General features: G+C 62.3%; 17 protein-coding genes. 5 read left to right on the top strand and 12 right to left on the bottom strand.

Features of this window, described 5'->3' with window-relative positions; all coding sequences use genetic code 11:
* Nucleotides 1-2: 2 nt before the first annotated feature.
* From LU688_RS00465 to LU688_RS00455, 3 genes are all read right to left on the bottom strand, one after another.
* Nucleotides 3-164, bottom strand: coding sequence for a DUF1328 domain-containing protein (locus tag LU688_RS00465; protein WP_008092060.1), 162 nt, complete (start codon nucleotides 162-164; stop codon nucleotides 3-5).
* A 39-nt stretch (nucleotides 165-203) separates the two neighbouring features.
* The gene (locus LU688_RS00460) at nucleotides 204-491 is read right to left on the bottom strand and encodes a hypothetical protein (protein ID WP_023629392.1); all 288 of its coding nucleotides are present in this window, start codon (nucleotides 489-491) and stop codon (nucleotides 204-206) included.
* 173 nt (nucleotides 492-664) lie between these two features.
* Entirely contained in the window at nucleotides 665-1,486 is an 822-nt protein-coding gene (locus tag LU688_RS00455; protein WP_023629393.1) for a BON domain-containing protein, read from the bottom strand.
* A gap of 210 nt (nucleotides 1,487-1,696) precedes the next feature.
* Between LU688_RS00455 and algB the strand changes: the two genes are divergently transcribed.
* The gene (gene algB / locus LU688_RS00450; protein WP_023629394.1) at nucleotides 1,697-3,043 is read left to right on the top strand and encodes a sigma-54-dependent response regulator transcription factor AlgB; all 1,347 of its coding nucleotides are present in this window, start codon (nucleotides 1,697-1,699) and stop codon (nucleotides 3,041-3,043) included.
* Nucleotides 3,040-4,818 (top strand): KinB sensor domain-containing domain, encoded by a 1,779-nt coding sequence (locus tag LU688_RS00445; RefSeq protein WP_023629395.1) that lies wholly within the window; start codon nucleotides 3,040-3,042, stop codon nucleotides 4,816-4,818. The genes algB and LU688_RS00445 overlap by 4 nt, the downstream gene beginning before the upstream one ends.
* A 26-nt stretch (nucleotides 4,819-4,844) precedes the next feature.
* On the opposite strand, the gene LU688_RS00440 is transcribed toward LU688_RS00445, so the two are convergent.
* From LU688_RS00440 to LU688_RS00405, 8 genes are all read right to left on the bottom strand, one after another.
* Complete coding sequence (locus LU688_RS00440) at nucleotides 4,845-6,464, bottom strand: EAL domain-containing protein (protein ID WP_031314663.1); 1,620 nt, start codon at nucleotides 6,462-6,464, stop codon at nucleotides 4,845-4,847.
* Nucleotides 6,465-6,574: 110 nt separating this feature from the next.
* On the bottom strand, nucleotides 6,575-7,351 hold the full coding sequence (locus LU688_RS00435) for an N-acetylmuramoyl-L-alanine amidase (RefSeq protein ID WP_201754954.1): 777 nt from the start codon (nucleotides 7,349-7,351) through the stop codon (nucleotides 6,575-6,577).
* Nucleotides 7,352-7,422: 71 nt separating this feature from the next.
* Entirely contained in the window at nucleotides 7,423-7,818 is a 396-nt protein-coding gene (locus LU688_RS00430; protein WP_143067535.1) for a hypothetical protein, read from the bottom strand.
* Between the two features lie 98 nt (nucleotides 7,819-7,916).
* Entirely contained in the window at nucleotides 7,917-9,908 is a 1,992-nt protein-coding gene (locus LU688_RS00425; RefSeq protein ID WP_094010790.1) for a GGDEF domain-containing protein, read from the bottom strand.
* Between the two features lie 96 nt (nucleotides 9,909-10,004).
* Entirely contained in the window at nucleotides 10,005-10,859 is an 855-nt protein-coding gene (locus tag LU688_RS00420) for an endonuclease/exonuclease/phosphatase family protein (protein ID WP_023629399.1), read from the bottom strand.
* A 12-nt stretch (nucleotides 10,860-10,871) separates the two neighbouring features.
* Nucleotides 10,872-11,507, bottom strand: coding sequence for a thiol:disulfide interchange protein DsbA (dsbA, locus tag LU688_RS00415; RefSeq protein WP_023629400.1), 636 nt, complete (start codon nucleotides 11,505-11,507; stop codon nucleotides 10,872-10,874).
* 165 nt (nucleotides 11,508-11,672) lie between these two features.
* Nucleotides 11,673-12,290: a c-type cytochrome gene (locus LU688_RS00410; protein WP_023629401.1), complete on the bottom strand. Its 618-nt coding sequence runs from the start codon at nucleotides 12,288-12,290 to the stop codon at nucleotides 11,673-11,675.
* Nucleotides 12,291-12,321: 31 nt separating this feature from the next.
* Nucleotides 12,322-12,624, bottom strand: a complete 303-nt coding sequence (locus LU688_RS00405) for a c-type cytochrome (protein ID WP_031314666.1) — start codon at nucleotides 12,622-12,624, stop codon at nucleotides 12,322-12,324.
* A 208-nt stretch (nucleotides 12,625-12,832) separates the two neighbouring features.
* Between LU688_RS00405 and yihA the strand changes: the two genes are divergently transcribed.
* Nucleotides 12,833-13,465 (top strand): ribosome biogenesis GTP-binding protein YihA/YsxC, encoded by a 633-nt coding sequence (gene yihA / locus LU688_RS00400; protein WP_023629403.1) that lies wholly within the window; start codon nucleotides 12,833-12,835, stop codon nucleotides 13,463-13,465.
* A gap of 382 nt (nucleotides 13,466-13,847) precedes the next feature.
* Here yihA and polA read toward each other — a convergent pair whose 3' ends face one another.
* Nucleotides 13,848-16,598, bottom strand: coding sequence for a DNA polymerase I (gene polA, locus LU688_RS00395; RefSeq protein WP_094010791.1), 2,751 nt, complete (start codon nucleotides 16,596-16,598; stop codon nucleotides 13,848-13,850).
* A 74-nt stretch (nucleotides 16,599-16,672) separates the two neighbouring features.
* Here polA and LU688_RS00390 point away from each other — a divergent pair, with 74 nt between their 5' ends.
* Nucleotides 16,673-16,960 (top strand): DUF2782 domain-containing protein, encoded by a 288-nt coding sequence (locus LU688_RS00390; protein WP_023629405.1) that lies wholly within the window; start codon nucleotides 16,673-16,675, stop codon nucleotides 16,958-16,960.
* 71 nt (nucleotides 16,961-17,031) lie between these two features.
* The gene (locus tag LU688_RS00385) at nucleotides 17,032-17,982 is read left to right on the top strand and encodes a homoserine kinase (RefSeq protein ID WP_023629406.1); all 951 of its coding nucleotides are present in this window, start codon (nucleotides 17,032-17,034) and stop codon (nucleotides 17,980-17,982) included.
* The last annotated feature ends 39 nt before the right edge of the window (nucleotides 17,983-18,021 follow it).

Below are 18,021 nucleotides of genomic sequence, written 5' to 3'. Positions count from 1 at the left end.
CGTCAACCCCTACCGCGGCCGAAGAAGAAGGAGGCAACGAACAGCACCAGGAAGACGATGAACAGGATCTTCGCGATACCGGTCGCAGCGCCGGCGATACCACCAAAGCCCAGGACTGCGGCGATAATGGCGATGATCAGGAAAGTGATAGCCCAACTCAGCATGATGTTTCTCCTTTTCTTGTACGAAATCGGTTAACAGTGTCAGAACACCCAACGTTGCTGGGGCTCGACACGTTCAAGAACAGCAGGAGCGTTTTCAGCACTAGCCAGTGGCTCTGCAGCCTTGACCAAGGTGCTGGCGTGAGGCGTTGCCCGCAGTTGCGTCAACAGCGCGGTCTGCGCGGCCACTTGATCGGCCAGCCGAGCGGTCTGCCAGCTGTGGTGGAACAAGCCCACCGCCAAGGTCAGGAGCAGAGCCATGCCGAGGAACAGCAGTTGCTGCATAGGTACTACAGCGCTCTGCGTGCGATTGACATTGTGGCGATTCATGCCGGCTCCTCCTGCGAACTTGTTATTCGTGCTTGGAAACATCAGTGCAGCCTGCATGCCAGTCGTAAGCCTACAAAAAAATCCTTTTAAATCAATAACATATGAAATTTAGAAACCTTTACCTGGTGCGTATACTGCACGATACCCGTTATAGGGTCGTGCGATTTGCACGATTAGCCCTCCACCTTGGTAGCGATCTTGAGCAGGTCGGCGTCGACGCCACGTACCCCGACAATTTGCCTCGCGACTTCCACGGCAATCGTTTTCTGCTCACTACTGACCACCTCACCCGACAACCTGACCAGCCCCTCATCACTGGCTACCTTGATGTTCAATCCGTCAAGGTTGCGGCTGAATCGGTAGCTGGCCTGAATCTTGTCGACGATCCAGCTATCGCTGGGCTGCGGTCCTGCTGGCGCATCAAGGGGTTTTTCCCGGGCCTTGGCAAGGGCAGTGCTGTCCAGGCTGACCAGGTTGTTGACCAGATGCACTCCATCGGTTGTGCGCGCCAGCACCCCTGCTAGCTCCTTGGCTTCGGGGCTGTCTACTTTGCCCCGCAGAGTCACCACACCTTCGCGGCTTTCCACCTCAATGAACGCTTTCTCGGTGATTCGGCTCCACAGCAAGCGTGCGCGCACCACCGCGCCGAGGGTGGCGTCTTCCAGGCGCTGGGCGTAGGCGCGCAACTCCAGGGGCCTGTCCACCAGACGGGGATCGATCCGCAGTTGATTGTCGACCCGCTCGATACCTTTGGTGGCCAGAGCCACCTGCTCGGCCAGCGCCTGCTCCACCGGATTCTCAACATCCCCGGAGAGTCTCGCCTGCTGGCCATCGACTTCCACCTTTATAGAAAACGGGTTGAGCATGGGATTGAGGGACAAGGCTGTCTGCAACGCCCCTTCCAGACGAGCATCCTGCACGGGGTCGGCCTGGGCCGGCGCGATCATCGACAGGGCACAGGCAGCAAGTACAACCATTCGAGGGTAGGTGGACATAAGAGAATCTCCTTGCGCATAGCTCAACCAATCAAACTGGCAACCGTCGTGCCAGCCATTTGATGACAATGAACTTCATATTTTTCAGTCACTTAGACATCATTAAGGCATGCGGCTAGCATGCATGGCGCAGAATCAATCAGAATTGACCATGCAACTTGCCCGATTTTTCCGACACTAATTGAGATCAATCCCAAAGGAGCGCAGGAAATGGAATCAGCCCAGGACAACCAAGGCCGCATTCTGCTGGTGGACGATGAGTCCGCCATCCTGCGTACTTTCCGCTACTGCCTTGAGGACGAAGGCTATAGCGTGGCAACCGCCAACAGCGCCGCACAGGCTGAGACTCTGCTGCAACGCCAGGTGTTCGACCTATGCTTCCTCGACCTGCGCCTTGGCGAGGACAATGGCCTGGACGTACTGGCACAGATGCGCATTCAGGCGCCGTGGATGCGGGTGGTCATCGTCACCGCCCATTCCGCCATCGATACCGCGGTTGACGCTATCCAGGCTGGCGCCGCCGATTACCTGGTCAAACCCTGCAGCCCTGACCAACTGCGCCTGGCCACGGCCAAGCAGCTGGAAGTGCGCCAGTTGTCGGCGCGACTGGAGGCACTGGAAGGTGAAGTACGCAAGCCCAAGGACGGGCTGGACTCCCACAGCCCGGCAATGATGGCCGTGCTGGAAACCGCCCGCCAGGTGGCAACCACCGATGCCAACATTCTAATCCTCGGCGAATCCGGTACCGGCAAAGGCGAATTGGCCCGCGCCATCCATGGCTGGAGCAAGCGCGCACGCAAGGCCTGCGTGACCATCAACTGCCCGTCGCTGAATGCTGAGCTGATGGAAAGTGAATTGTTCGGCCACACCCGCGGCGCTTTTACGGGTGCTAGCGAGAGCACCCTGGGACGGGTCAGCCAAGCCGATGGCGGAACGCTGTTCCTCGATGAGATCGGCGATTTTCCTCTCACACTGCAACCGAAGCTGCTGCGTTTCATCCAGGACAAGGAATATGAGCGGGTCGGTGACCCGGTCACGCGCAGGGCGGATGTGCGAATCCTGGCAGCCACCAACCTGAACCTGGACGAAATGGTGCGTGAGAACCGTTTCCGTGAAGACCTGCTGTACAGGCTGAACGTCATCACCTTGCACCTGCCCCCTCTGCGCGAACGCAGCGAAGATATCCTGACCCTGGCCGACCGTTTCCTGGCGCGCTTCGTCAAGGAGTACTCGCGCCCGGCGCGTGGCTTCAGCGAAGAAGCCCGCGCCGCGCTGCTCAACTACCGCTGGCCGGGCAACATCCGTGAACTGCGCAATGTGATCGAGCGCGCCAGCATCATCTGCCCGCAGGAGCGTGTGGAGATCAGCCACCTGGGCATGGCCGAGCAACCCACCGGCAACGCACCCCGTGTCGGCGCGGCGCTGAGCCTGGACGAGTTGGAACGTGCCCATATCGGCGCGGTACTGGCCACCAGCGATACCCTCGACCAAGCCGCCAAGACGCTGGGCATCGACGCCTCCACCCTGTATCGCAAGCGCAAGCAGTACAACCTATGAAATGGCCGATGAAGCTGCGTACGCGACTGTTCCTGAGTATCTCGGCGCTGGTAACCGTGGCCTTGCTGGGGTTGCTGCTCGGGCTGTTCAGCGTGCTGCAGATGGCGGCCCTGCAGCAGCGAGTGGTACAGGACACTACCCAGACCCTGGAACTGGCCCTCAAGCTGCGCCAGAACCTGGGCGAGCAGCTCAACCTCATCCTCGACGAGGACACAGCTCCAAGCAACCTCGTCACACTGCAGGATCAGTTCCAGACACTGCTCAAACAGGGGCTGGAACAAGGTGGCGAGCGTACCGGTTTCAGCAAGGCTGCCAGCAACTACCAGGCATTTGTCCAGGCCTATCGGCAGAGCCCGATGCCCGCTCGCAGCATGGGCGTGGACCAACCCCTCGGCGCTGCTTTCAACCAGGTACGCACCGACCTGCTCGACTCGCACCGCCAGGCTCTGGAACACATTACCCGCAGCGAGGAGACATCGCGCGCGCACGCCTTGCTCATCAGCGGCTTGCTCGGCCTGATGGGCCTTATCGTGCTGGGGCTCGGTTTCATCACCGCGCACAACATCGCGCGCCGCTTTGGCCAGCCGATCGAGGCACTGGCCAAGGCTGCCGATCAGGTCAGCCAAGGCAACTTCGACGTCACCCTGCCGGTGACCCAGGCCACCGAGCTCAATCTGTTGACCCGTCGCTTCGGCCTGATGGCTGACGCTCTGCGCAAGCACCAGGCCACCAATGTCGATGAGCTGCAGGCTGGCCAGCAGCGCCTTCAGGCGGTACTGGACAGCATCGACGATGGCCTGCTGATCATCGACCGTCAAGGGCGCCTGGAGCACCTCAATCCGGTGGCCCAGCGCCAGCTGGGCTGGGACCCAAGCCGCCTGGGCGTGAGCCTGGCCGAAGCCTTGCACCGCCCCGAACTGGAACAACAGCTGCGTCAAGTGCTGCGCGGAGGCAGCCTGGACCGACTGCCTGAAGACCTGAGCCTGGAGGTGGATGAAGAGACCAGGCTGCTGACCTATAGCCTGACCCCGGTCAGCCACCCCGAAGGCCCCATTCTCGGTGCAGTGATGGTGCTGCACGATGTCACCGAACAACGCGCGTTCGAACGGGTACGCAGCGAATTCGTACTGCGTGCTTCCCATGAGCTGCGTACACCCGTCACGGGGATGCACATGGCATTTGGGCTGTTGCGCGAACGTATCAGCTTTCCCCCAGATGCACGGGAGAACGACCTGCTCGAAACCATTGCCGAAGAAATGCAGCGCCTCACTCAATTGATCAACGATCTGCTCAACTTTTCCCGCTATCAAAGCGGTTTGCAGAAACTGGAACTGGCCCCCTGCTCATTGGAGGAACTGTTCGAGCGCGCCCAGGCGCGTTTCATCGAACAAGCCTCGGGCAAGCAGATCGAGATCATCCGCGAGCTGGAGCCACCACTGCCACGCATCCAGGCCGATGTCGCCCAACTCGAGCGCGTGCTGGACAACCTGCTGCACAACGCCATTCGCCACACCGGCTCCGGCGGGCGTATCCGCCTGCATGCAAGGCGGCATGCCGAGCGGGTGATCATCAGCGTCGAGGATAACGGCGAAGGTATCGCTTATGGTCAGCAGGGGCGGATCTTCGAGCCGTTCGTGCAAGTCGGGCGCAAGAAGGGCGGGGCCGGGCTGGGATTGGCGCTGTGCAAAGAGATCGTGCAACTGCATGGCGGGCGGATGGGCGTGTTCTCACGGCCGGGTCAGGGGACACAGTTCTACATGGCACTGCCGGTTTGACCTGTTCACCCTCAACGCGCCCAGCCTCAAGGCTCATCATCGATCCGCCGCCCTGCCACACGCCGCCCACGAGTGATCAACTCGACAAACTGGCGGGCATTCAGCGGATGGGCGAACAGCCAGCCCTGTCCATAGTTAACCCCCTCGCTGTTGAGCAGCTGCGCCTGGTCCTCGCACTCGATCCCCTCGGCGATTACCCGCAGGTGCAGGTCGTGGGCCATGCGAATGATGTGCGGCGCCACGCCGCTGCTGGCGGCGTCATGGCCCAAGGCATCGATGAACGACTTGTCAATTTTCAGGCAGTCCACCGGCAGGGTCTGCAAGTAAGCCAAGCTGCAATAGCCCGTGCCGAAATCATCAATCAGCACTTGGTGTCCGACGGCACGCAGTGCTTGCAGATTGTCTCGCGCCACGACTACATCAATCAGGCCACGCTCGGTCACCTCGAAGGCGATCTGGCTGGGTGCAACACGATGGTGCGCCAGTAAGCGCGCCGCCACCCTTCCGATCCGCGGTGCCATGACATCGCAGGCCGCCAGGTTGACCGAGATATAGAGCTGGCGGTTGGCCCGCAGCAACTGGCCCAGTTGCTCCAGGACCCGTTGCAGAACAAAGTCGGTGATCTGTCGAATCTGGCCGGTATTTTCAGCCAGCGGAATGAACAGCTCCGGGCTGGTCAGGCTGCCGTCCGGGCGGCGCCAGCGCACCAGTGCCTCGGCACCGACGCAGCGACGGCTGTCCAGTTCGAAGATCGGCTGGTACAGCACTTGCAGCTCGCCACGGCGCAGCGCATGCTGCAGCTCAGAGCTCATCGAGCGACGTTGCAGGATCAGTTGCAATACCAGCCAGCCGATGCAGCCGGCCAACACCAGGCTTCCAGGGAACAGCAACCAGAGCAGGCCATTGAGCTTCAATGGCAGGCTCGCCCTCGGCGCGATCAGCACCAACTGGTAGTCCGGGGATTTGGTGGACATGCGATAGACCAGGCGATCAGGCAGCTCGATCAACGATTTGCCCTGGGCGGGCGGCCATTCGGTGGTCGGAGGCCAGGGTTGCGTCGGGCCAAGCACGGGGATGGCACGGGTACCGCGATCGAGCACCACCAGCAAGCTGCCACCGGGCGGCAGGTCGACGACGTCTGTGAGGTGGCCACGGGAGGTGGAGACCACGAAGCGGCCACGGCCCAGCATCAGGGCCGCGAGGTTCTCATTGGGCTCGGTGGTGGTATTGAGCCAGTAGCTGTAGGTCGGCCCTTGGATATCAGGGCTGCGCAAGGGCTCGATGATCCGCTCGTCGCCGCGGTTGGAACAGGCCCGCGTACCTTCCACATAGGACGCTTCGTAGATGAACCGCGACTTCAGCGCCACCTGTTGCAGTTGTGTCAGCATCAATGGATCGCAGCCGCGCAGGGGCTGCGCCTGAAGCTGGTCAACGGCCTCGCGCAACTGGCCGAACACCTGCTCCAGGCGCTCGAGAAAACGCTCGCCCTGGGCATTCATCTGCGCGCTTTCACTTTGTTTCATCTGTTGCAGGGCAACGTTGACGCTGATTGCAAGCAACAGCCCCGCGCTGGCAAGCGCCGCAAGCGCGGCCAACAGCCAGGGACGGTGGAAAAATTGACGCACCGTAGCGAAGAGGGCGGGCATGCGTGGCATCCAGTTGAATACCAAAGGTATAGCAACGGATTTAAAGCTTGGCGCAGCCGCTGGGCGTGTGAATTGGCCCGCTTGCGCGCCAAGCGTCCGAAAAGGTCGGGTCAGCGCTTGCGGTTAAGCACCTGCAACATCGCGGCGGTCTGCGCATCCGGCGTGCCATCGAATAGCCGCGGGCGGAAACGCATCTGGAAGGCCGCGATCACATGCCGGGTAGCTACGTCCAGATCACCGGTCTGGTCGATGGCATAGCCAAACCGCGCCAGCTGCTGCTGGTACCAGCTGATGGTCGGCGGATTGACCTCGAAATAGGCCTGCTGCCGCGCTACAGAAGGCGCATCCGGCCAGACACCCAGGCCGGCCTCGGCCAGACGCTTCCAGGGGAACAACGGGCCCGGGTCGAGCTTGCGCAGCGGGGCGATGTCGCTATGACCGATGATGTGGCGCGGGTCGATGTTGTTGCGCTTGACGATGTCCTTGAGCAAGGCGATCAGCGCTTGCACCTGGGCTTCGCTGTAGGGGTGCCAGACGCGCCCAGTCGGCGTGTCCGTGTAGCCCTCGTTGACGATCTCGATGCCAATGGAGCTTGAATTGAGCCAGGTGCGGCCCTGCCACTGGCTATCCCCGGCGTGCCAGGCGCGGCGGTTTTCGTCCACTAGCTGGTAGACCTTGGCCGGGCCATCTCCGATGAGGTAATGGCTGCTGACCTCGCCATGGGTCAGCAGGGCGAGGGAGCGCTCCAACGACGCGTTGGTGTAGTGCACCACGACGAACTGAATGCGACTGTCCTGATTGGCCGAGGGGTGGCTGCGGTCGATGCGCAGGCCACTGGAACAGCCTGCCAAGGCCAACAGGAGCAGAGCGGTAAAAAGTCTTTTCATTGCGGGGAGCACGTCATTGAGTAGGCGAGACAAGCGCTACAGTATAACGTGCTCTTGCGGCATCGTTGCGTTCAGCGTACGCACAGCACCAGAAATTCCAGCGAGTTGTCAGCGCTGGCGCTTTTCATGTCCACCAACTGGGTCATCACGCTCAGATGCTCGACCAATGGTTTACCGATCACTTTGGCCTGGCCGTGCATCTGCCGGTCGTAGCTGCTGACGTCGATCGACGACACCGAGCAGAAACCTGGAGCCTGATGCACGATACGTGGATTGAGCTTCAGCTTGTACTGGGTGAAGTAGTTGGCCTGCACCTCGCGCTCCACGTGGCTGATCCATTCCGGCCACTGGCGCAGTACCTTGCCGTCTGCTCCCACATGCGCGGTGAAAATCATGTCCTTGCCCGCGGCACTGGCCTGGAAGGCCAGGCCGAGCACGGCCAACATCAACCATCTAGTTACATTCATCCTCAACTCCTTTCACAATCGATCTATCGACGATGCGCTGAAGAGTCAGCGCTGCGAAAAGTGTCGATTGGTCGGGGGGCTGGGGGGGCGTTAACTATCTATGCCTGCTCGACACGATTGCGCCCATCGGCCTTGGCTCGATACAGCGCTTCGTCGGCCCGCTTGAGTACCTGGTCGCTACGCTCGCCGGAGCGGAAAGCGCTGATACCGATGGACGTGGTAATCACCACGCGCTCACCCTTGAAATGGAAGGGGCACGCCTCGATCGCCGCACGCAGCGTCTGCGCTACCTGGACAGCCGCCGGCGGCGAGGTCTGCGGCAGCAGCATGACGAATTCCTCACCACCGAAACGGGCGATGAAGTCGCGCCCGCGCAGGCGCTTACGCAGTTGATCGGCAACGATCTTCAGCACCTTGTCGCCTGCCAGGTGACCATAGCCATCGTTGATGCGCTTGAAATGGTCCAGGTCGAGGATGGCCATGGCCAGGTGGCCACCGTTTTCCTGCCAGTCGAGCACCTCGCGCTCGACCTGTTCACTCCAGGCCGCTCGGTTGGGCAGGCCGGTGAGCGGATCGATCATCGCTTTTTGCCGCTGCTCCTCGAGATGCTCGCGATAGCCCAGGGCCTCCTGCTCCATGCTCGCCACACGCTCGGCCAAGCCTTGCAGGCGGCTGGCCATATCATGCTCGCGGCGATCGCGCTCGTGCTGGTGATCATCCATCGTCACAAGCAGGCCTTCGAGGCGGCTCTCCAAGATATGCTTGAGGCTGTCAACATCAACAGCCCCCTGCACACTGCTCTGCAAGCCATCAACCTGCTCGCGCAGCTGGCTGTCGAGCTCCCGGGCGGCGAAGCTGTTATCGGCGTGGCCGGCGCTGGCTTCGTGAAGGTGGCTCTGGAAGGTTTCCAGGCGCTCGTTGAGTTGCTGCAGGTAGGCCTCGAACTCGTGCTGGCCGCTGTCGGTAATCGCCAACATGAGCACGGCCAGGTCATCCAGTACAGGGATCAGTTCGTACCAGTTCAGCCCCCGGGAAACCCGCTCACGCATTTCCAGAGCCTGTGCCTTATGGCGCTCAGGCAAGCTCAGGTCGTCGAGCAGGCCGATCAGGGTCTGCTCGATATGGGCGGCAACCTGGCTGTAGGGCGGCTCCACCGCATCGGGCAGGGCATAGGGGCCATCATCGCCGGCGTCCAGTTCTGCCACTGTATCCGGCTCAGCCGTTGCGGCTTGCTCCGTCTCGATGACGGTCGATGGCTCGGGTACAGGCTCGGCAACCGGCGGTTCGAGTTCGGGGCGGGGATCGGCAACGACTGACGGCGTGGTTTCAACCAGCGCCGGGCCAGCCAGTTCCACTTGCGCGCCAGCGGGCTCGACGGGCACCGTTTCATTCACGGCCTGTGCCGCCTCGGGCAAGGCTTGAGGCGCAGGTTCCAGGGCGTGCAGCTCGTCGACATCCCCAGGGTGTGGCTCAGCTGCGATGCCTGGGCCTGCAGCGGCCGGCTGCGGCGCAGGCGATGCCGCCTCGACCGCAACGGGTGCGGGCGTCAATTCGCCCATGGGCTCGTCACGGCCCCCGAACAGGCGCTGCAGGAACCCAGGACGGGTTTCATCATCGGGCTTTTGCACGGCGTTGAGGGCGCGCCCCTGCAAACCACTGAGCTCGCCCAGCAAGGGCGGCAACTCCCGGGACTGGCTGACGCCACCGTCGAGCTTTTTCGCCAGTTTTTTCAACGGACGGGCCACATCGCCCGGCAGCGGCAAGGTCTGCAACTGGGTAACCAGCGCGGTCAGCGCCTCGCTGACCTGATTCATGCGGGTTTCGCGGCGCTGCTCGGAGTCGAGCACGGCTTTTTCCAGGCGCGGAATCAACCCAGCGAGGCCGGCGTCCATGTTGTCGCTGCGGATGACCTCGCGCATCTCCTTCATGCACTGGTCAACGGTCTTGTCGCTCCCTTCGGCCGCCAGGGTGCTGCGCACCAGGCCACGACGCAGCAAGTCGAGACGGGCTTCCCAGCGCCGCTCGAGCTTTTCCTGCTGCTCGATGCTCTTGAGGTATTTTTCTTTCCAGCGCTCGGCTTCTTCGGTCATGCCTGGATCCGCAACGGGTAGTGGCATCTAGTCCTGCAATCACTGGATTTCGGCGGAAAAGCCCAACACTTGAGTGCAGGATTCGCCCAGGCAGGACTAACTCAGGACCGGCAGGGTATCCACAGTCAGGGCGTCAGGCAATCGGATCTCGACGGCGACGGGCAGGTGATCGGAAATTGGCTGTGCCAGCACCTCGACGCGCTCCAGTGTAAGACTCGGGCTGAGCAGGATGTGGTCAAGACAGCGTTGGGGGCGCCAGCTGGGAAAAGTGGCCTCGACCTGGGGCGCGATGAGACCTAGATCACGCAAGGGCGAATGATCGAGCAGGTCGTTGGCGTGGGTGTTCATGTCACCCATGAGGATCTGGTGACGATAGCCGCCGATCAGCTCGCGGATGTAGGCCAGCTGCCGGGCGCGCGTCTTGGAGCCGAGCGCCAGGTGCATCATCACCACGATCAGGGCGTCGGCACCTTCGCCGAAACGCACGAGGATCGCCCCTCGCCCAGACGGGCCAGGCAGGGGATGGTCTTCCAGGTGCTGGGGCTTCAGACGGCTGAGCACGCCGTTGCTGTGCTGGGCGAAACGCCCCAGATTGCGGTTGAGCTGCTGGTACCAATAGGGGAAGGCCCCCAGTTGGGCGAGATGCTCCACCTGGTTGACGAAGCCGGAGCGCAGGCTGCCGCCGTCGGCTTCCTGCAAGGCCACCAGGTCGAAGTCGTTGAGCAGGTCACCGATCTTCTGCAGGTTACCGGCGCGCCCGTTGTGCGGCAGCAGGTGTTGCCAACTGCGGGTCACGTAGTGGCGGTAGCGCTCGGTACTGATACCGACCTGGATATTGAAACTGAGCAGCCGCAGGCGACCATCGGCCGGCAGGCCGCTGGCCTGCAGGTGATGTTCGTTGACCTGCGGCTGGTGCAGGCCGACGCTTCGGGTTGAGCGAAAGCGGCCCATGGCATTCGCCGCTTACTTAGCGGCGCGCTCCTTGGCGATCAGCTGGTCGGCGACGTTCAGCACGCCTTCCGGACCACCGGCAGTGCCCAGGTCGAAGCGATACTTGCCGTTGACGACCATGCTCGGAACGCCGGTGATTTCGTACTTCTTGGCCAGTTCCTTGGCCTGGTTGACCTGGCCCTTGATGGCGAAGGAGTTGAAGGTGGCCAGGAACTTGTCCTTGTCCACGCCCTGAGTGGCCAGGAAGTCGGCCATGTCGTTCGGGTCAGTCAGGCGCTTGCGCTGATTCTGGATGGCGTCGAATACCGCGGCGTGAACCTTGTGCTCCACGCCCATGGCTTCGAGGGTCAGGAACATCTGGCCATGGGCATCCCATGGGCCGCCGAACATGGCCGGGATGCGTTTGAAGTTGACGTCCTTCGGCAGTTTTTCAGCCCAGGGGTTTATGACCGGTTCGAAGTGGTAGCAGTGCGGGCAGCCGTACCAGAACAGCTCGACGACTTCGATCTTGCCAGGCACCGACACCTGAACGGGGTTGCTCAGCTCGATATATTCCTTACCAGCGGTTGCAGGCTCCGCAGCCTGTACGGCGGCCATACCGAACACGCTGGCGGCGACCAGCGCGGCGCTGAGAATCAGTTTACGCATGCTTTACTCCTGAGCAGTCTTTGGTCGCCTCGACGCGACCTGTGTAGGACAGGTCGGGAAGGGCTCGAGTTCTGTAGTGTAACGGCTACGGACAGAAAAAAGGGCAGCGTGGGCTGCCCTTTTCATCTTTAGCGCTGAAGCATTAACCGAGTGTTAACGCGTAATTCAGTGCAGGCCCTGGATGTAGCTGGACAGCGCTTCGATGTCCTTGTTGCTGAGCTTGCCGGCGATGGTGCGCATGGTCATGGCGTCGCCGTCGTTGGTGCGGTTGCCTTCGCGGAAGTCGGTCAGCTGCTTGCTGACGTACTGCGCGTGCTGGCCGCTGAGGTGCGGGAACTTCGCCAGGGCGATGCCTGCACCATTGGGGGAGTGACAACCGGTGCAGGCCGGCATGCCTTTCTCCAGGTTGCCGCCGTTGAACAAGGCACGACCATGCTCGACGAGCTTCGGATCGGCGGCACCTACGCTGCCTTTCTGGCTGGCGAAGTAAGCGGCGATGTCGGCCAGGTCCTGGTCGTTGAAATTGGCCAGCATGCCGGTCATCTCAAGCACGGTACGCTTGCCGTCCTTGATGTCGTGCAGCTGCTTGTTCAGGTAGGGCTCACCTTGGCCGGCGAGTTTCGGGAAGTTCGGTGCCAGGCTGTTGCCGTCCGGGTTGTGACAGGCCCCACAGACAGCTGTCTTGGCCTGGCCGGCGGCGGCATCGCCTTTGATGGGTCCTGCAGCAGTTGCCGCACCTGCGACCCCCATGGTCAACAGCAGACTCACGACTAGTTTGTTCATCAGCTAATCCAACACGGCTAAGGGTGAAATGTTATGTATCGGGACTGCCGCTCATCCAAAGGATGACCAAACGGTAGTCCTCGGCACTGCAGTCCATGCACAATCCACGCGGCGGCATAGCCTTGAAACCCTGTGTAACATGCACCACCAGTTGCGCCATGCCTTGCGCCAGTCTTGGCTCCCAGGCCGCCCGGTCACCGCTTCTGGGTGCCTGGGGCAGTTGTCCGGCGTGACAGGCCGCGCACGTGCGGTTGTACAACGCCTCGGGATCCTGTGTAGCCTGTGCGCTGAAAAACGGCAGGAACATACCGACAGCAAGCAGCCATTTCGCCATGCGGAACGACCTGACAGGGTTGGGGGCCGCGCTGCGTTCTGTTGCGCGAGCTATTGTTCGACACCCCATGCTCAATTGCCTTCGCTGGGCGAATGAGCACACAAAAACTGGGGCATTATATACTTCCGCCAGCCAAACGGAAACGACACCGCTTGCCAGGCCTGGTCCTACGCCTCCAGCGCTGGGCAACACCCACATCGGAAATCCCATGCAAGTCAAGAACCCCATCCTCGGCCTCTGCCAGAAAGCCAAATTCGCCCTCAGCGCCGCCAAGGTCGAACAATGCCCCGAAGACCAGGGTTACGAGGTGGCTTTCGCCGGCCGTTCCAACGCCGGTAAATCCAGCGCCCTCAACACCCTGACCCACGCCAGCCTGGCGCGTACCTCGAAGACCCCCGGCCGCACCCAGCTGCTGAATTTCTTCAGTCTGGACGATGAACGGCGTTTGGTCGACCTGCCGGGCTACGGTTATGCAAAAGTGCCGATTCCGCTCAAGCAGCACTGGCAGAAACACCTGGAGGCCTACCTGGGCAGCCGCGAGTGCCTGCGCGGGATCATCCTGATGATGGACACCCGCCATCCGATGACCGACTTCGACAAGATGATGCTCGACTGGGCCAAGGCCAGCGGCATGCCGATGCACATCCTGCTGACCAAGGCCGACAAGCTGACCCACGGCGCGGGCAAGAACACCTTGCTCAAGGTGCAGTCGGAGATTCGCAAGGGCTGGGGCGACACCGCGACCATCCAGCTGTTCTCGGCGCCCAAGCGCCTGGGCCTGGAAGAGGCCTATCGCGTGCTGGCGGACTGGATGGAGCTGGAAGACAAGCCGGCTGTCTGAGGTCGAGTGAGGCTTTCGTGGTAGCGGGCTTGCCCCGCGATGGCCCTGTCGCAGGGCCAACCCGCGCCCACCAGCCCAGGCAGGCATGACGCCGAATTCCGGGCAAAAAAAACCCCGGACTTCGTATGGGGAGGGGGAAGTTCGGGGTCCAAGTCCGGACCGCTAGGGCGGGGTCCAGATATCTGCCAACACTTAACACAACATAGGAGCATCGAAAGGCTTCACCAGCCATTCAGTACCTCTGAGTGGCGGTTCACCGGTTTAGTTCCGAGCCCCTGGAAACTATTTGCGATAGTTTCATGAAACTCTCGATCTAAAGCCCGAGGCCTGCACCGGATCCGCGACACTACGCCGCAGATCCTACACAGCTTTCACACGGCGTTTAGTGAGCTTCGTCCCAATTCGAGCCAACGCCCGCTTCCACCAGCAACGGCACGTCCAGTTGCGCCGCGCCGCTCATGTGGACCCGAATCTCGGCTTTCACCTGTTCGACCAGGTCTTCGCGCACCTCGAGCACCAGTTCGTCGTGCACCTGCAGGATCACCCGCGCATCCAGCCCGCTCTCGGCCAGCCAGTTGTCCACCGCCACCATGGCGCGCTTGATGATGTCCGCCGCAGTGCCCTGCATCGGCGCGTTGATCGCGGTGCGCTCGGCGCCTTTGCGCAAGGCCGGGTTCTTGGCGTTGATGTCCGGCAGGTACAGACGACGCCCGAACAGGGTCTCGACGAAGCCCTTTTCAGCGGCCTGGGCGCGGGTGCGCTCCATATAGGCCAGCACGCCTGGGTAACGGGCGAAATAACGGTCGATGTAGTCCTGCGATTGCTTGCGATCGACGCCGATCTGCTTGGCCAGACCGAAAGCGCTCATGCCATAGATCAGCCCAAAGTTGATCGCCTTGGCGCTGCGGCGCTGGTCGGTGGTGACGTCCTCGAGAGCGACGCCGAATACCTCTGCAGCGGTGGCGCGGTGCACGTCCAGGTCGTTGCGGAAGGCGTGCAGCAGCCCTTCGTCCTTGGCCAGGTGGGCCATGATGCGCAGCTCGATCTGCGAATAGTCCGCCGCCAGCAATTTGTAGCCGGGGCTGGCAACGAAAGCCTGGCGAATGCGCCGGCCCTCGGCGGTGCGGATCGGGATGTTTTGCAGGTTCGGGTCGCTGGACGACAGGCGACCGGTGGCAGCCACCGCTTGCTGGTACGAGGTATGGATGCGGCCGGTACGCGGGTTGATCTGCCCCGGCAGCTTGTCGGTGTAGGTGCTCTTTAGCTTGCTCAGGCTGCGGTACTGCATCAGCACCTTGGGCAGCGGGTAGCCCTGTTCGGCCAGGTCATCCAGGACCGCCTCGGCGGTGGACGGCTGGCCCTTGGCGGTCTTGCTCAGCACCGGCATGCCCAGCTTGTCGTAGAGGATCGCGCCGAGCTGCTTGGGCGAGCCCAGGTTGAATTCCTCGCCAGCCAGCGCATACGCCTCACGCTCCAGCTCGACCAGCTTCGCCCCCAGCTCGCCACTCTGCACGCCGAGCAGACTGGCGTCGACCAGTGCGCCCTGGCGCTCGATCTTCGCCAGCACCGGCACCAGCGGCATCTCGATATCCATCAGCACCGGCAGCACGCTGGGCGTCTGGGCCAGGCGCGCCTGCAGCGCATGGTGCAGACGCAGGGTGATATCGGCATCCTCGGCGGCGTAGGGGCCAGCCTTGTCCAGTGGGATCTGATTGAAGGTCAGCTGCTTGGCGCCCTTGCCGGCGATATCCTCGAAGCCGATGGTGGTGTGGTCCAGGTACTTCTGCGCCAAGCTATCCATGTCGTGACGGGTGGCCGTGGAGTCGAGCACGTAGGACTCGAGCATGGTGTCGTAGGCCACGCCGCGCATGTGGATGGCCGGGCTGCCATTGGCCAGGATGTTGATGTCGTACTTGGCGTTCTGGCCGATCTTGCCCTTGGCCGGATCCTCCAGCAGCGGTTTGAGCGCCAGCAGCACGCGCTCGCGGTCCAGCTGGGCCGGAGCGCCTTCGTAGTCGTGAGTCAGGGGCACATAGGCGGCTTCATGGGGCTCGACGGCGAACGACAGGCCGACGATCTGTGCCTGCTGGGCATCCAGGCCAGTGGTTTCCGTATCGAAGGCGAACAGCGGCGCCTGACGCAGCTTTTCCAGCCAGGCGTCGAAGCGAGCCTGGTCGAGGATGGTTTCGTACTTTGGCTCGACCTTCTCGCCCACAGGAGCCTCGGCGGCAGCGACGCCATCACCGGCCTGGGGAGCGCTGCGCTGGACTTCGGCAACCCAGCTCTTGAACTCCATCTCGGCGTACAGCGCCAGCAGTGCTTCACGGTCCGGCTCGCCGCAGACCAGGGCGTCCACCTCGATATCCAGCTCGACATCGCACTTGATGGTGGCCAGCTCGTAGGAGAGGAAGGCCGCGTCGCGGTGCTCTTCAAGCTTGGCGGCGAGGGTCTTGGCGCCACGAATGGCCAAGCCCGGCACCTTGTCCAGGTTCTGGTACACATCGCTCAGGCCACCACCGATACCGGTCAACAAGCCGACTGCGGTCTTCTCGCCAACGCCCGGCACGCCGGGAATGTTGTCGACCTTGTCGCCCATCAGGGCGAGAAAATCGATGATGTGTTCGGGACCTACGCCAAACTTCTCGTGCACGCCAGCGACGTCGAGCACGCTCCCGGTCATGGTATTGACGAGGGTAACGTGGCCGTCCACCAGCTGGGCCATGTCCTTGTCGCCGGTCGAGATGATCACCGGGCGGCCGGCGGCGGCGCTGCTGCGCGCCAGGGTGCCGATCACGTCGTCGGCCTCCACGCCTTCGACGCACAGCAGCGGGTAGCCCAGGGCGCGGACGCTGGCGTGCAGCGGTTCCACCTGCACCCGCAGGTCGTCGGGCATGCTCGGGCGGTTGGCCTTGTACTCGGCGAACATGGCATCGCGGAAGGTCCCGCCCTTGGCATCGAAGACCACTGCGAACAGGCTGTCCGGATACTGCTTGCGCAGGCTCTTGAGCATGTTCAGCACGCCCTTGACCGCGCCGGTGGGCATGCCTTTGGAGGTGGTCAGCGGCGGCAGCGCGTGAAAGGCGCGGTAGAGGTAGGACGAACCGTCCACCAGGACGAGGGGCGCTTGGCTCATGAGGAGAATCAACCTTTTCGACGGGTCCGGCGCTAGAATAACCGGATCAATGACGACAAAAGGACTAGGTTATCATGCGCACACTCAATCGCCTGTTACTGCTCGGTCTGCTGGCCACCATGCCAGTCGTCACCCAGGCGGCGGACGAAGCCCCATCGGCCGATCCCGATGTAACCATTCGCACGGAAGGCGATAAGACCATCCAGGAGTACCGTCAAAACGGCTTCCTGTATGCGATCAAGATCACGCCGAAGAACGGCAAACCTTATTTCCTGGTACGCGCCGATGGCTCCGAAGGCAATTTCATTCGTTCCGACCAGCCGGATATGCTGATTCCGTCCTGGAAGATCTTCGAGTGGTGAGCTAGTAACGCGTATCGTTCTTATCAACCAGGCACTTCCGGCGGAAGTGCCCGCATGGGCAATTCTTCAACATGTCAGTCTTCACCCCTGTGTCCCGGCCTGAGCTGGAAACCTTTCTGGCGCCATACGAGCTGGGCCGCCTGCTCGACTTCCAGGGCATCGCCGCCGGTACCGAGAACAGCAATTTCTTCGTCAGCCTGGAAAAAGGGGAGTTCGTCCTCACACTGATCGAGCGTGGGCCGGCTGAAGACATGCCGTTCTTCATCGAACTGCTCGACGTGCTGCACGATGCCGACATGCCCGTGCCCTATGCCCTGCGCGACCGCGAAGGGCATGGCCTGCGCGAACTGTGCGGCAAGCCTGCGCTGCTGCAACCGCGACTGTCGGGCAAGCACATCAAGCTGCCGAACAACCAGCACTGTGCCCAGGTCGGCGAGCTGCTGGCGCACATTCACTTGGCCACCCGCGAGCGCATCATCGAGCGCCGCACCGACCGGGGCCTGGACTGGATGCTGGAATCGGGCGCCGAACTGCTGCCGAGCCTGAACCAGGAGCAAACCGCGCTGCTGCAACCGGCGCTGGCGGAAATCACCGCGCACAAGCCGCAGATCCTCGCCCTGCCCAAGGCCAACCTGCACGCCGACCTGTTCCGTGACAACGTGATGTTCGAAGGCACTCACCTGACCGGGCTGATCGACTTCTACAACGCCTGCTCCGGGCCAATGCTGTATGACATCGCCATCACCGTGAACGACTGGTGCCTGGACGAACAGGGGGGTATCGACCTGCCGCGGGCCCAGGCCTTGCTGGGCGCCTACGCGGCACTGCGACCGTTCACCGCCGCTGAAGCGGAGCTGTGGCCGGTGATGCTGCGGGTGGCTTGCGTGCGCTTCTGGCTGTCGCGCCTGATCGCGGCGCAGGCGTTCGCCGGGATGGACGTGATGATCCATGACCCCAGCGAGTTCGAAGTGCGTTTGGCGCAACGCCAGCAGGTGGCGCTGAAGCTGCCGTTCGCGCTCTGATAGACAATCGCGGCATTTGTGGGAGCGGCGATGCGGCGA

It is taken from the genome of Pseudomonas soli (genome assembly GCF_021283165.2).
In the GTDB taxonomy this organism is placed as follows: Bacteria; Pseudomonadota; Gammaproteobacteria; order Pseudomonadales; family Pseudomonadaceae; genus Aquipseudomonas; species Aquipseudomonas soli.
The sequence above is the reverse complement of the archived record's forward strand: the minus strand, read 5'-3'. Positions and strand labels throughout refer to the sequence as shown.

Excerpts from the sequence above, each read along its gene's own strand:
- LU688_RS00425 (WP_094010790.1), bottom strand. The coding sequence starts at position 9,908 with ATGACCGAAGAAGCCGAGCGCTGGAAAGAAAAATACCTCAAGAGCATC.
- LU688_RS00465 (WP_008092060.1), bottom strand. The coding sequence starts at position 164 with ATGCTGAGTTGGGCTATCACTTTCCTGATCATCGCCATTATCGCCGCA.
- LU688_RS00420 (WP_023629399.1), bottom strand. The coding sequence starts at position 10,859 with ATGGGCCGCTTTCGCTCAACCCGAAGCGTCGGCCTGCACCAGCCGCAG.
- LU688_RS00455 (WP_023629393.1), bottom strand. The coding sequence starts at position 1,486 with ATGTCCACCTACCCTCGAATGGTTGTACTTGCTGCCTGTGCCCTGTCG.
- yihA (WP_023629403.1), top strand. The coding sequence starts at position 12,833 with ATGCAAGTCAAGAACCCCATCCTCGGCCTCTGCCAGAAAGCCAAATTC.
- LU688_RS00435 (WP_201754954.1), bottom strand. The coding sequence starts at position 7,351 with ATGAAAAGACTTTTTACCGCTCTGCTCCTGTTGGCCTTGGCAGGCTGT.
- polA (WP_094010791.1), bottom strand. The coding sequence starts at position 16,598 with ATGAGCCAAGCGCCCCTCGTCCTGGTGGACGGTTCGTCCTACCTCTAC.
- LU688_RS00440 (WP_031314663.1), bottom strand. The coding sequence starts at position 6,464 with ATGCCCGCCCTCTTCGCTACGGTGCGTCAATTTTTCCACCGTCCCTGG.
- LU688_RS00410 (WP_023629401.1), bottom strand. The coding sequence starts at position 12,290 with ATGAACAAACTAGTCGTGAGTCTGCTGTTGACCATGGGGGTCGCAGGT.
- LU688_RS00385 (WP_023629406.1), top strand. The coding sequence starts at position 17,032 with ATGTCAGTCTTCACCCCTGTGTCCCGGCCTGAGCTGGAAACCTTTCTG.
- dsbA (WP_023629400.1), bottom strand. The coding sequence starts at position 11,507 with ATGCGTAAACTGATTCTCAGCGCCGCGCTGGTCGCCGCCAGCGTGTTC.
- LU688_RS00430 (WP_143067535.1), bottom strand. The coding sequence starts at position 7,818 with ATGAATGTAACTAGATGGTTGATGTTGGCCGTGCTCGGCCTGGCCTTC.
- algB (WP_023629394.1), top strand. The coding sequence starts at position 1,697 with ATGGAATCAGCCCAGGACAACCAAGGCCGCATTCTGCTGGTGGACGAT.
- LU688_RS00460 (WP_023629392.1), bottom strand. The coding sequence starts at position 491 with ATGAATCGCCACAATGTCAATCGCACGCAGAGCGCTGTAGTACCTATG.
- LU688_RS00390 (WP_023629405.1), top strand. The coding sequence starts at position 16,673 with ATGCGCACACTCAATCGCCTGTTACTGCTCGGTCTGCTGGCCACCATG.
- LU688_RS00445 (WP_023629395.1), top strand. The coding sequence starts at position 3,040 with ATGAAATGGCCGATGAAGCTGCGTACGCGACTGTTCCTGAGTATCTCG.
- LU688_RS00405 (WP_031314666.1), bottom strand. The coding sequence starts at position 12,624 with ATGGCGAAATGGCTGCTTGCTGTCGGTATGTTCCTGCCGTTTTTCAGC.